Here is an 11,548-nt window from a genome sequence, read left to right as displayed (position 1 = left end):
TGGCTGCGGGAAGTTCTCCGGCGACTATCCAGAGTTCCTGCTGGCGTTGCTTGGTTTGGCGTTGCTCAAACATGCAGGGTTGTTCTCATCACCCAGGAGGAGAGGTTTTTCAACAGGCTGCTAGGGCGCTAAATGAGCCGCGCTTCCCTTTACTCCCCTCATGAAACACCAAGCACTCGCACTCACTCTGGCATCGCTGCTCGCGGCGATGAACGCGCAGGCATTCACCCTGATGAACGCCTTCAACACCACCGACGGCGCACGCACCGGCGGCGCTGAAATCCTGGCCTACACCACTGACATGAACACCCTGCTCAGCACCGTGGGCGACAACGCCGGCGGCAGCTTCGGCGTGCAGGTGCTGACACTCGGCAGCAATGCAAGCCTCACGGAGCGCGGCTTCGTGGACATGAGCAGCACCTTCGGCGCGACAGGCAACTGGAATGGTGCCAGCTCCGTGTCAGTGGACCCGCTGGGCCGTGGCTGGGGCGCGGTTTCACTGATCCCCTCCGCCAGCACGACCACATCGGGCAAGGTGGCCTTCTTTGATTATCGCAATCCTGCGGCGCTGGTGACCCTGGATGTGGGTTTCCACCCCGACAGCGTGAAGTTCTCCGCCGACGGCTCCAAGCTGTTTGTGGTGAATGAAGGCGAGTTCATCTCCGGGACCGCCAACGCGCCCGGCTCGATCAGCATCATTGACCTCACCGGCATCAACACACTGGCAGATGTAAACAGCACGAATATCACAGCGGGTGATGTGAGCACGTTTGATTTTTCCTCGGCAAATCTTGCTTCGGGCGTGACTCTGGCTGGCATCCGCAACCACAGCATCGCCGCCGTGGGCACCAGCGGCACCTTCATCAGCGCCGTGCCGGACTTCGTGGCGCTGGCTGGCAGCGATCCTGACTTCTACAAGGGCATGGAGCCGGAGTTCCTGGTGCAAAACGGAAACAAGCTCTACGTCTCGATGCAGGAGAACAATGCCATCGGCACCTTTGACCTCACCACAAACAAGTGGGAGAAGATCAGCAGCCTGGGCACGATCCAGCAGACCATCGACGCGTCCGACCAGGACGGCGGGGCAAACATCAACGACCTCGTGCGAGGACTCCCGATGCCGGACACCATCGCGCATTACAGCGTGTCGGGCACGAGTTACATCGTCTCGGTGAACGAAGGTGATGCTCGCACCGACGACCGCGACATCAGCCGCTTTGGCGACATTGCAGGCAGCGACAGCATGAACAACATCCTGGACACGACGCTCTTCCCCACCACCCAGACCGGGGTGCGCGACAACAGCGTGCTTGGGCGTTTGAATGTGTCTCGGCTGGACGGTGACACCAATGCGGACGGCAAGATCGACACGCCTACGATGATCGGCACGCGCTCCTTCTCGATCTGGAACGCCGACACCGGCGCCCTCGTGTGGGACAGCGGCAGTCTCGAAAGCGTTCTGCTGGGGCTTGATCCGACGATGCATAACAACAACCAAAACAGCTTTGGCACCGCGCCCAACACCGACAGCAGGTCGGATGACAAAGGCCCCGAGCCTGAGGCGCTCACCGTGGGCCAGTTCGGCGCTGACATGCTGGCCTTTGTGGGTCTTGAGCGGCAGGGCGGCACGCTGGTGTACAACATCAACGATCCGAACAATCCATCCTACGTCGGCTATATCAGCGCCGGAGAAAATTACGCCAATGGCCTCGTGGGACCTGAAAGCATGGTGTTTATCTCGGCGGCGGACAGCCCCACGGGGTCCGCGATGCTGGTCACAGGCTACGAGATCACGAACGGCATCAGTGTTTACTCTGTGCCCGAGCCTTCGCGCGCCATGCTTGGCCTGGTCGGTGTGGCGTTTGTCGCCCTGCGCCGCCGCAGAGTGAGCTGAGTCTTTGCCATAGGTTGTTGTTGCGAATGCGGGGAGTCGAAAGGCTCTCCGCATTTTTCATGCTTTCGCGGGCGAATATCTCGTTGCATTCAAAAGGCTCTGCTCCAGAATGCGCACCTCTCCAACCGGCAGCCACCCCAACGCGGCACCACTGGAGGGAACATCAAACTAGGTCGGGCTGTAGTTCAGCCTGGTAGAACGCTTGCATGGGGTGCAAGAGGTCGTGAGTTCGAATCTCGCCAGCCCGACCATTGATTGACTGTGTGGGTTGCGTGAGGCGTCCGGCTGATGCGATGTGGAGATTGACCGCTACATCAAGGCTCAAACTTGAACTTCCATCCCTTCCGAATCTTTTCCGGAAACCGCAGGGCCAGCGCCCGTTCCAAAAGGTCCAGAATCTCGTTCTCATACATGTTGCGCTGTTCGCCCCATTCGCCCATGTCCCATCCTGGGGAGAGTTCATCCATGTAGTCAATCACCGCCTGCGCCTCCTTCAGCAGGATTCGCTTGAAGGCGGACATCTCCGGCTCAGCCGCAGCCTCATTGATGCAATCCCTGAACACAGCCGCCCGCATCTTTTTCACTTCAACGCGCCCGCTTTCCATCACAGCCCTCTCTGCTGAGTAGAGTTCAGGATGCAGATAAAGTCGCGCGGCTCTCCACTCAAAGCACCGTTTTTCCATCAGCGGATTGTTCGCGGCGGCTTGGATAAGTGCCGCCGCCTCCCCCTTCGTGGTGGGGATTGGAAACCCTAGAAAGGTCAGGTAGGCACGCTGTTTCTCAGTCACACCTCCAGCCTGCCATGCCGCCGTTTTGGGCGGGTTTTTTATCACAAAATCCTCCAAAGTCACCCATGCTTCTGTTCCTTCCGCGCACAAATGATCTTCTTCCAGCAACTCATTTGCCGCCAGCATGTCGCGGAGCTGCGTCAATTCATAGAGACCGTGGTTTACCCCCGCCCGTGCCAGCCAGTAGCGCTTCATGCCCGCCACAAAGAAACGCGCTACGGACTCGTCAACTCACAACGCAAGGCCCGAATAAATGGGGTGCAAGAGGTCGTGAGTTCGAATCTCGCCAGCCCGACCATTGATTGATTTCGTCGCATGGCGAAAGGACCGCCCTCTGGGCTAAATAGTTACAAAAAAGGAGTAACATCTGCTCACGGCAGGCGCTACAAGCAGGTTCCGCCCTCAACTATGAAACATCGACTCATTCTACTCAGAAGCATCGCCTTTGCCGCCAGCCTCAGCCTTCTCGGCGCTCCCGGGATCAGCCTGCATGGCAAGGACAAGGCCCCCTCCAAAGCCCACAACAAGAAGGGCGCTGCTCCCACGGCCGCCTCTCTGGTGGATGACATGAAGACCTCCGTCATCTACATCGTCAAAAACGCCAAGGACATCAGTCCGAAGTCGAAACAGGCGGTGCCGTTCTGGTCGTCCCTGAAGACCATCATTGAAGGCATCGACCTCATGGATGCCGGCATCCAGAAGAAGAGCCCGGATATGCTCAAAGGCCTGGACATCACCGGCCAGGGCATCACAGAACTGGCCGCCACCTGGGGCATGATCCGCGGTGCGCACCCGAAATCCACCGTCGGTCGCGGCGTGGCCTCGTTGTCCACGTCTTATGACCTGTATGTGAACCACTTTGGCCCCTCGGTGGCCAGCTACAAGAAGGGTGGCGGCAAGAAGGGCAAGCTGACACCGGCGGAACTCGCGCTGATTGAGAAATCCGGCACACAACTGGAATCGTTGCTCGGCAAATTGGAGAAAGTTGCCGCGAAGGCGAAACCGAAATCCTACCAGCAGCGCATGGTTTTGGACCTGCTGAACCTGGTGGAGCAACTCGCTGGTGTGGAAGGTGACGGCCGCCTGGCCTACTCCAAGTATCAGTATCAGTGGAACCGCCTTCAAAACGCGCTGGCCGCCTACTCGAACATCATCAAGGCCTACTACCCGGACTACTACACGGTGTGGCAGGTGCTGGACAGCGACACCACCGCCATGAACGCTCTCTTTTATGAGGACTCATGGAGCTACTACGAGTCGTGGAACTACTACGAAGTGAGCATCGAAAACTACGAGAGCTACTACGAGGAGACTTCCATCACGGAATCCATCACCGAAACGGAAGAAACCGAGTTTGAGGAAGACATCGAAGAATACAGCGAGGAAGAGGCCACCGAGGAAGATGAAGAGGACGAGGCTGAGCTCGAGGAAGAGGTCGAGGTCGATGAAGACGAGGACGACAGCCTCTTTGAGGAAGTGGAAGACAGCGATGACGACGAGGACGGCGACGGCGTGTCTGATGAAGAAGACGCCGATGACGACAACGACGGCGTGTCTGACGAAGAAGATGGCGATGATGACGGCGACGGTCTCGAAGATGAAGAAGAGGACGAGGAGGAGGACGAAGAAGAGGAGGAGGAAGAGGAAGAAGAGGAAGATGAAGAAGACGACGGCATCGCCGAGTGCTGCGAAGGCTGCTGCTGCGAGTAAGCGGCACCTCTGACACACTGAAAATTAAAGCGCATGGCCTCCGGGCCATGCGCTTCTTTTTTGCCACGGACTGGGCCATGGCTTGCACCTCGTTACAGCAAACCACTCCTTTGTGGAGCTCTAGAGCATGTTGAATTCATTGAAAAACTCTCAACGGCGCATGGATTACTCCACATCGGATTCAAGGTGTTAAGTCTGAGTCTCACCAGCCGCACCCGTTGTTGAGAGAGAGAACAACGATTGGCGAGCGTCTTCGAGAGCTTGGTCCTGATGACTTTGTTCCAAGGACGGCAGAAGCTGCCAGCAATCAACCTCGGCAAGATGCGAGCAGCCAAGGCGGTATAAGCTTCCGTCATGAAATCTCATCAACCATCCACCGCCTCTCATCTTCATCAGCCAATCTGCCCGGAGTGCTCTGAGCACGCCTCTCCGCCTCCCCAGCGCGGACGGCGAGATTTCATTCGTGCCCTGTCGGGAGGTGCGATGGGAGTCATGGGTGCTTCGTCACTGATTTCTACCGGCACAGGATGGGCGGCACCGACGGAGGCCGCCCGCAAAGCGAAACCCGCCGAGGAACTCATCCGGGAACTGTTTGCCACGCTGACCGCCGAGCAGAAAACGGCGGTGGTGCGGCCTTGGGCGGATGGTGTCGAATCGGGCATGCCAACGCGTCTGAAGACGCACAACGCAGCCCCGCTGGGCAAGAAGCTTGGCGAGCAATTCACCAAACCACAGCAGGATCTGATTCATCAAACCTTCAGGGCGATCCTTTCGGGCGAGGAAGCCTATGACCGCATCAGCCGCCGTGGGAAGTGGGACAACAGCGGGGCCTTTGAAAACAACGGTATCGCCATCTTCGGCGATCCGTCGGGCAAAGATCCCTTCTCCTGGGTCTTCGCCGGACATCATCTGACATTGCGCTGCGACGGCAACTCCCAGCCAAACACGGCTTTTGGCGGCCCGATGTATTACGGTCATTCGGCGAACGGCCATAGTGACGTGAACGTTTACAATGACCAGACGAAGGAAGTTATGAGCGTGTTTGACATGCTCAACGAGCCGCAGCGCAAGCAGGCGGTCATTGTCGGCTCTCCAGGTGATGGTGTGGGTGCGCTGAAGCCCAAGCTGGTGGACAAGTCCACGACTGGAGTCGGCTACACTGATTTGGATGAATCCCAGCGCGAGCTAGTGGCGGGCGTGATGCGGAAGCTGCTGGGCCCCTTCCGCCAAGAAGATGGCGACGAGGTGATGCAGCTCATCAAGACCAATGGCGGCATGGAGAAACTGCGCCTCGCGTTTTACAAGGACACCCCAGAGAAAGGCAATGACCGCTGGGATGCCTGGCGCATCGAAGGCCCCGGCTTTGTCTGGAACTACCGTGTTCTTCCGCATGTTCACTGCTTCGTGAACGTGGTGGGCCTGGCATGAACTCCGGCCGGGTGATGCGGAGGTTTCTTCGAATCTTCCTCGGCGGGTTGCTGACCGGCAGCCTTGCTGAGGGAGATGCTTGGGCTGATGAGAAGCGTGAAGCCGCGCCTGATTTCCAAAAGGACGTGCTGCCGATCATTGAGGGGAAATGCCTCCGCTGCCACGGTGCGAAGCGTCGTGGTGGCAAGCTGGACATGCGCACGCTGGAGGCGATGCTCACCGGCGGAGACACAGGGCCTGCGATCAAGCAGGGCAATGCGAATAAAAGCCTTCTCATCGAACTGATTCATCACAAGGAGATGCCCCCGAGGAAGGAGAAATCCGCTGTCACCAGCAGCGAACTCGATCTGCTGCGACGCTGGATTGATTCGATGCCGGGCAAGCCTTGATGAGGCAAGGGGGCAAAGCTGAGTTCGGAGTTGCGGCGTAGAACGAACTTCCAAGTTCGTTCACCGGATAGGAAGATCGAGTTGAGACCGAACTTGGAAGTTAAGAGGCAACCACGGCGCAATCGCCGCTCACCAAGTCCCCGCTCTTCGTTATTCGCTCCAAGATGCGGCCATGTCCGACGCCCTCGCCTTCACTCTCAAGCTCGCACTCTCAAGCTCGATGAGATCACGCCCTCTCTCGCGGCGCTCTCTGACGACGCGCTGAAGGGCCGCGTCTTGCTCGCCATGGGCACAGTGGTGGAGTCCTTCGCCGTGCGGGTCATTGACGAGCCCAGCTTGCGGCCCAAAGCCTGGCCCGCTCGGAAGAGGAGCAAGGCCACGCATCCGCTGCTCATCAAGAGCGGCAATCTGCGCCAGAGCATCCACACGCAGGCGCAAGGCGCCGAAAGCGTCAAAGTGGGCACGCCTACAGTCTATGGCGCGGCACAATAGCTCGGCAGCACGAAGGGCGGCATTCCGGCGCGGCCATTCTTCCCAGTGATCGAAGATCAGCTCACGGGAGCCGCACATGCCGAGATCCAAGACGTGGTCGATGCGCTCATGGGCGGAGCGGCGGGCGGGGCTGAGTTTTTGAGACCGAACTTGGAAGTTCGATCTACAAATAAAAAGCGGGCCTGTTTCCAGGCCCGCTCTTGGGATCAAAAGACTCGAGGTTCGTCTGACTTACTTCGCCTCAGGTGCTTTCGCGCCTTCCTTGAAGCAGTAAAGATGCGTGTGGGTGGTCACATAGACGGCCCCGTTGGCGGCGACGACGCTGCTAAGCAGCGGGGAGGGAAACTCGATGGTCTTGAGTTCCTTCAGCTCCTTGCCTTCGGCGAGGATGAAGAGTTCACCTTCCTCGTTGCCAATCCAGACTTTGCCGTCCGCGACGAGAGGGCTGGCCCAGATGTGGCCCTTGGTGTCGAACTTCCAGTATTCCTTGCCGGTCTTGGCGTCGAGGCAGAAGAGGCGGCCGGTGTAGTCGGCGGCATAGACGAGGCCGTCTTTGACCGCCGGGGTGGAAATGGAGCGCTCGATGCCTTTGAAGGTCCACACGGCCTTGCCGGTGATGTCGCCGGTCATTTTCGGGTCGATGCAGCTCAGGCAGCCCACGCCTTCGCCATGCTCAGGATCCTGGCCGATGGGGACGTAGATGAGGCCGTCAGCCACGGTGGGAGTGGCGATAATTTCACTGGGGCCGTCGTATTCGACGTACTTGATGGGCTCGCCAGCGGAGTTCTTGCGATACTCGGGCGGATTGGCGTCGTAGCGCCAGTGTTCGACGAGGATGTCGAGATCTTCGGCGTCTTTCTTGGTCTCCGGGGCCATGGAATAGACCCAGCCGTCACCTGCGGCAAAGATGACCTGCTTTTTGCCACCAAGTTCGAGGTAGTTCGGTGAGGACCAGGAGCAGTGCAGCACGCGCTCGGAGGAAACGTGGTCTTGCTCGCCGAGCAGGGTGCCGTCCTCGGCGTTCAGCATGATGAAGCTGGGGCTGTTCGGGGCGGGGATGTTGGTGTGGGTCCAATCGACACCGTTGCAGGTCGGGGCGAAGAGTTTGCCGTCAACGACGAGCGGGAAGCCGGCGGTGGCGTTGTGCTGGAAGACGCCGAGCTCTTTGTACATGTCATAGACCCAGAGGATGTCCGCGTCGGTGTCGCCGGGGGCGATGGGTGCGGTCAGCTTGCCGTCTTTGTCGAGCGGGGCCATGAAAGTGGACTCATCTTGCATGCCCTGGTTGCCGTTGGACATGCCCTTCACATCCATGCAGATGATCTGACAGCGGTTGCCTGGCACATAGGCTTTGTCGCCGACGATGGTGGGGCTGGCGCAGATGCCGAGGTATTCCCAGTCGTTCACCTTGCCGGTGCCCATCTTCGGGGAGACGAGCTGCCATTTGAACTGGCCGGTGTACTCGTCAAAGACCATCACGATGCCGCGGTCGCCGGCGTGCTTGTCATTGCGAGGGGATTCGTTGTTGGTGCCGACATATACCTGGCCGTTGGCGATCACCGGCGTGCCGTAGGTCTGGGAGCCGAGCTTGGCGACCCAAAGACAATTTTTCGTGGTGCTCAGGTCGATGTCCTCGGCTCCGGGGCCTTTGTTGGCGGCCTGGGCATCAGGACGAAGGCGCCCGGCGATTTTCGGCGCGGCCTTGGGGCCGTATTTCTTGCCGGGATCGAAGTCGATGGGCAGGCCTTTTTCATCGGACACCATGTTGCGGGTGTTGCCGCCGCCCCATTGGGAGTAATCAGCGGCCTGCAGCGAAGCCGTGGCCGCAAGAGCCAGGGCGAGGAGGAGGGTGGGTTTCGTGGTCATGTTTTGGGAAAGGCGGGTCAAGGTCGCTAAGGAGTGGTTAGGAAGGAAGATGTGAGGAGTCGGAGGCGAGACGTGGAGATTAACGTTGGATTAGGCGGTCATATTCGCTGTGGTGGCCGATCCAAAACCAAGCGAAGTCGCTGCCATCCTCGACCGCAACGGCACGGTAGTGGTCGCCGACACGGGCGGACCAGAAACGACCGACTCGCTTGAAGTGGAGCGAGGGATGGCGGGGGTTGGATTTGAGGAGTTCGAAGTTGTCATCGGCCAGCGATTGGATTTTGGCGGGCAGTTGATCGTAGCTTTGCCAGAATTTGGACGTGGCACGGTGCTTCATAGATCGCGATAGCGTCCGGCTCGCAGGTCGGCGAGGGCCTCGTCAGCTAGAGCGTCGAGACGTCCGGCTTTCACGTCTTCTTCAAACTGGGCGTCCCATGCCTCGGCGTCGAAGCGGGAGAACCAGTCGCGGAAGGCGCTGAGTTCTCCACGCGAGAGCCGGGTGACGGCGCTCTCGATTTCAGGCAACGGGAGGCTGGGAGCGGTGGCGACCATGAGGCAGAGTAGTCGAAGACGTGACGCGGATCAATTCGGTGTGACGCTCAGGTTGTCGAGGTACATGCGCTTCTGGTTGAGCGGGGTGAAGCCGAAGATGCCGGGAGACCCGTTGGTGTGCGCCTTGGCGACCTTGGCCTCAAGGGTCCAGGCTTCGGGCTCGGCGGCTCCTTTTTCCCACACCTTGGCTTTGACGACCCCGCTGCCATCGGAGGCGACATCGACGCGGGTCTTGAGGGTGTACCACTTGTTGGCGGTCATCTTGAAGACGACCTCCTGCTTAAGACGCTCTGGGTTGGAGCTGATCTCGAGCTTGCCGGCATTGCCACGCAAGCAAATGAGGTAACGCTGGTTGATGAGGCCGATGTCGGCCTTCGAGCGGGCGGAACCTTCCGTGAGGACGTCGGCCTGCATGGTATAGTTGGAGAGATTCGACGGAGCGACGAAAACGGTGGCGCGTTGGAACAGCAGGCGGTCAAAGCTCTTGCCGAAGACCTTGTTGCCGTCTTTTTCCATGACCTGGAATTTGAAGCGCGCACCGATCCATGGGAGCGGCGGGTAGGCGAACTTGTAGGCTGGGTTGTTTTGTGGATCGACAGGGAACTCATCGGTGAGCGTGTAGCCCTCAAAGTCCTCGGTCAGAGGCAGGTTTTTCAGCGCACGGCCACGAATGGTGCCGAAGGTGCCGTCCGGGGCCGTGCCTTTGAAGGCTCCGGCGCTGACCTTGGCATCGGGGGCGACGACGAGTTCTCCTGCCTCGTTGAACTTGGCGTCCATGGTGGCTTTCACCTTGGCCGTCGGCGGGATGAAGCTTTCCCACTTCACACCTTTGACGTCCTCGCTGACGACGTAGCCGTTGGCGTCGATGCTGCGGACGCGGAAGGCCTGCTTGTTGCCGGTCATGATGACGGTTTCCGCAGGGATGGCCTGAAGGGCCACGGCCTTGCCAGCTTTCGGTATTTCTACCACGGGAGCGGCATCGACCTTGATGCCTTCATTCGGAATGGCAAAGGCGTAGAGATGCTTCGTGGTCGTAACATACAGCGTGCCGTTGCAAACGCTTGGAGCACCGAGGCAGTCGCCATCGAGTTTGATCTCCTGGACGATCTCGGCGTCTTTCTCGCCGGGCTTCACCACGACGAGCTTGCCTTCCATCATTGGGCAGTAGAGCAGGCCATCGACATACAGCGGCGAGGAGTGCAGATTGGCATTGCTGAGCTTTTTCTTCCACAGTTCAGCGCCGGTGCTGGCATTGATGGCATAGAGTTCAGCGCCGTCGGTAAGCTGGTAAATCACATCACCCACCACCACAGGAGAGCTGCTGGTGGCACCGAGCGGATGGCGCCAGAGCTCGACGCTCGGCTCCAGGACGGCGGTTTCCGCAGGAGGAATCGCCGCAGCGAGTTTTTCCGGCAGTTTGATGCAGATCATGCGGCCCTTTTCGGAGCTATCGACATTTTCGTCGCCATGCACGGCGATCAGCGTGCCGTTGTGCAGCACGACCGAGGGATTCACGCCGTTTTTGCAGATCGGCATCTTCCAGTAGGGTTTGCCGCTGCGGGCGTTGACGCAGACGATGTGACCGCAGCCGGTGGTGAAGTAGGCGACGCGCTTGCCATCGCGGGTTTCGAGCACGGGGGTGGAGAAGGAGCTGTCCACGGGTGGGCTGACGCCGGGCAGTGTCCACCAGACGAGTTCGCCGGTCTTTTTATCAAACGCATAAGCACGGTCCGCCGCCGGGCCGTCTGCTCCCCAGTTAGAGAAGATGAAATGGATGATGACCAGCTCGCCCTCGACCACCGGGCTGCCCACGCGGCTGTTGGGGAAGGTCATGCGACCCAGGTCTTCCATCAGCGGAATCTCAAACACCTTCTTGCCATCGAGCTCGTAGCACTGAAACACCCCTGCGTTGCTGGTGAGGTAGATGCGCTTCGTCTCGGGGTCCACGGTCGGCGCGCCGATGGAGTAGCGGTTGTAGATGGAATCGCTGAGGTAGTCGGCGATCTCATGCTCCCAGAGCTTCTTGCCGCTCTTGGCGTCAAAGCAGGTCAGCAGTTCGATGAGATCGCTGGTTTCACCTCTGTAGCCCCAGAGGATCACCTTGCCATCGACGACGACCGGGCAGCCACGGCTGCGGATGTCAGCCGACCAGGTGGGCGTTTCAGCCAGCTTGCCGGCTTTCGTGTAATGTTCCAGGCTCACACCGTTTTGCAGCGGGCCGCGCCAGTTGGTCCAATCGTTCGCGTGGGAAAATCCTGTCAGAGCCAGGGTGGCGGCAAACAAACTGCCGAGAGATGGGCGTGGACGGTGATGCATGGGTTGGGTTTGATTGAAGAAAATGAACATCGTGAGCACGCGACGCGCATCAATGCGATTTTCATACCTTTCGCAGGGGAGGCGGCGCTGGCGTTAACAGGGGATGGGCAAAA

Annotated in this window: 10 protein-coding genes and 1 tRNA gene; 6 read left to right on the top strand and 5 right to left on the bottom strand. The window is 59.3% G+C overall.

Annotated elements, in window-relative coordinates:
• The first annotated feature begins 160 nt into the window (after positions 1-160).
• Together ACILSI_RS11060 and ACILSI_RS11055 are read left to right on the top strand one after the other, a co-directional pair.
• Positions 161-1,894: a choice-of-anchor I family protein gene (locus tag ACILSI_RS11060; RefSeq protein WP_395721937.1), complete on the top strand. Its 1,734-nt coding sequence runs from the start codon at positions 161-163 to the stop codon at positions 1,892-1,894.
• 174 nt (positions 1,895-2,068) lie between these two features.
• Positions 2,069-2,145 (top strand) — tRNA-Pro (locus tag ACILSI_RS11055).
• Between the two features lie 63 nt (positions 2,146-2,208).
• On the opposite strand, the gene ACILSI_RS11050 is transcribed toward ACILSI_RS11055, so the two are convergent.
• Entirely contained in the window at positions 2,209-2,877 is a 669-nt protein-coding gene (locus tag ACILSI_RS11050) for a hypothetical protein (protein WP_395721936.1), read from the bottom strand.
• Between the two features lie 213 nt (positions 2,878-3,090).
• Here ACILSI_RS11050 and ACILSI_RS11045 point away from each other — a divergent pair, with 213 nt between their 5' ends.
• From ACILSI_RS11045 to ACILSI_RS11030, 4 genes are all read left to right on the top strand, one after another.
• A complete protein-coding gene (locus ACILSI_RS11045; protein WP_395721935.1) occupies positions 3,091-4,392 on the top strand; it encodes a hypothetical protein in 1,302 nt (433 codons plus the stop codon).
• Positions 4,393-4,884: 492 nt separating this feature from the next.
• Positions 4,885-5,820 carry a DUF3500 domain-containing protein gene (locus ACILSI_RS11040; RefSeq protein ID WP_395721934.1) on the top strand — a complete coding sequence of 312 codons (936 nt, stop codon included), beginning with the start codon at positions 4,885-4,887 and terminating at the stop codon, positions 5,818-5,820.
• Positions 5,817-6,209 (top strand): c-type cytochrome domain-containing protein, encoded by a 393-nt coding sequence (locus ACILSI_RS11035; RefSeq protein WP_395721933.1) that lies wholly within the window; start codon positions 5,817-5,819, stop codon positions 6,207-6,209. The genes ACILSI_RS11040 and ACILSI_RS11035 overlap by 4 nt, the downstream gene beginning before the upstream one ends.
• Positions 6,210-6,494: 285 nt before the next feature.
• Positions 6,495-6,701, top strand: coding sequence for a hypothetical protein (locus ACILSI_RS11030; protein WP_395721932.1), 207 nt, complete (start codon positions 6,495-6,497; stop codon positions 6,699-6,701).
• 231 nt (positions 6,702-6,932) lie between these two features.
• On the opposite strand, the gene ACILSI_RS11025 is transcribed toward ACILSI_RS11030, so the two are convergent.
• Genes ACILSI_RS11025 through ACILSI_RS11010 form a run of 4 tightly spaced genes read right to left on the bottom strand, consistent with a single transcriptional unit; the run spans position 6,933 to position 11,435 of the window.
• Entirely contained in the window at positions 6,933-8,588 is a 1,656-nt protein-coding gene (locus ACILSI_RS11025) for a PQQ-binding-like beta-propeller repeat protein (RefSeq protein WP_395721931.1), read from the bottom strand.
• A 58-nt stretch (positions 8,589-8,646) separates the two neighbouring features.
• Positions 8,647-8,904, bottom strand: coding sequence for a hypothetical protein (locus ACILSI_RS11020; RefSeq protein WP_395721930.1), 258 nt, complete (start codon positions 8,902-8,904; stop codon positions 8,647-8,649).
• Entirely contained in the window at positions 8,901-9,119 is a 219-nt protein-coding gene (locus ACILSI_RS11015; protein WP_395721929.1) for a hypothetical protein, read from the bottom strand. The genes ACILSI_RS11020 and ACILSI_RS11015 overlap by 4 nt, the downstream gene beginning before the upstream one ends.
• Positions 9,120-9,149: 30 nt before the next feature.
• Positions 9,150-11,435 carry a PQQ-binding-like beta-propeller repeat protein gene (locus ACILSI_RS11010; protein ID WP_395721928.1) on the bottom strand — a complete coding sequence of 762 codons (2,286 nt, stop codon included), beginning with the start codon at positions 11,433-11,435 and terminating at the stop codon, positions 9,150-9,152.
• Between the last annotated feature and the right edge of the window lie 113 nt (positions 11,436-11,548).

It is taken from the genome of Prosthecobacter sp. (assembly GCF_044232965.1).
Lineage (GTDB): Bacteria > Verrucomicrobiota > Verrucomicrobiia > Verrucomicrobiales > Verrucomicrobiaceae > Prosthecobacter.
Note: the sequence above shows the minus strand (reverse complement) of the source record. Positions and strands in the feature narration are given on the sequence as shown.

What these genes read in the sequence shown, in the direction of transcription:
- ACILSI_RS11060 (WP_395721937.1), top strand. Translation starts at nt 161, where the DNA reads ATGAAACACCAAGCACTCGCACTCACTCTGGCATCGCTGCTCGCGGCG.
- ACILSI_RS11050 (WP_395721936.1), bottom strand. Translation starts at nt 2,877, where the DNA reads ATGAAGCGCTACTGGCTGGCACGGGCGGGGGTAAACCACGGTCTCTAT.
- ACILSI_RS11045 (WP_395721935.1), top strand. Translation starts at nt 3,091, where the DNA reads ATGAAACATCGACTCATTCTACTCAGAAGCATCGCCTTTGCCGCCAGC.
- ACILSI_RS11040 (WP_395721934.1), top strand. Translation starts at nt 4,885, where the DNA reads ATGGGTGCTTCGTCACTGATTTCTACCGGCACAGGATGGGCGGCACCG.
- ACILSI_RS11035 (WP_395721933.1), top strand. Translation starts at nt 5,817, where the DNA reads ATGAACTCCGGCCGGGTGATGCGGAGGTTTCTTCGAATCTTCCTCGGC.
- ACILSI_RS11030 (WP_395721932.1), top strand. Translation starts at nt 6,495, where the DNA reads ATGGGCACAGTGGTGGAGTCCTTCGCCGTGCGGGTCATTGACGAGCCC.
- ACILSI_RS11020 (WP_395721930.1), bottom strand. Translation starts at nt 8,904, where the DNA reads ATGAAGCACCGTGCCACGTCCAAATTCTGGCAAAGCTACGATCAACTG.
- ACILSI_RS11015 (WP_395721929.1), bottom strand. Translation starts at nt 9,119, where the DNA reads ATGGTCGCCACCGCTCCCAGCCTCCCGTTGCCTGAAATCGAGAGCGCC.
- ACILSI_RS11010 (WP_395721928.1), bottom strand. Translation starts at nt 11,435, where the DNA reads ATGCATCACCGTCCACGCCCATCTCTCGGCAGTTTGTTTGCCGCCACC.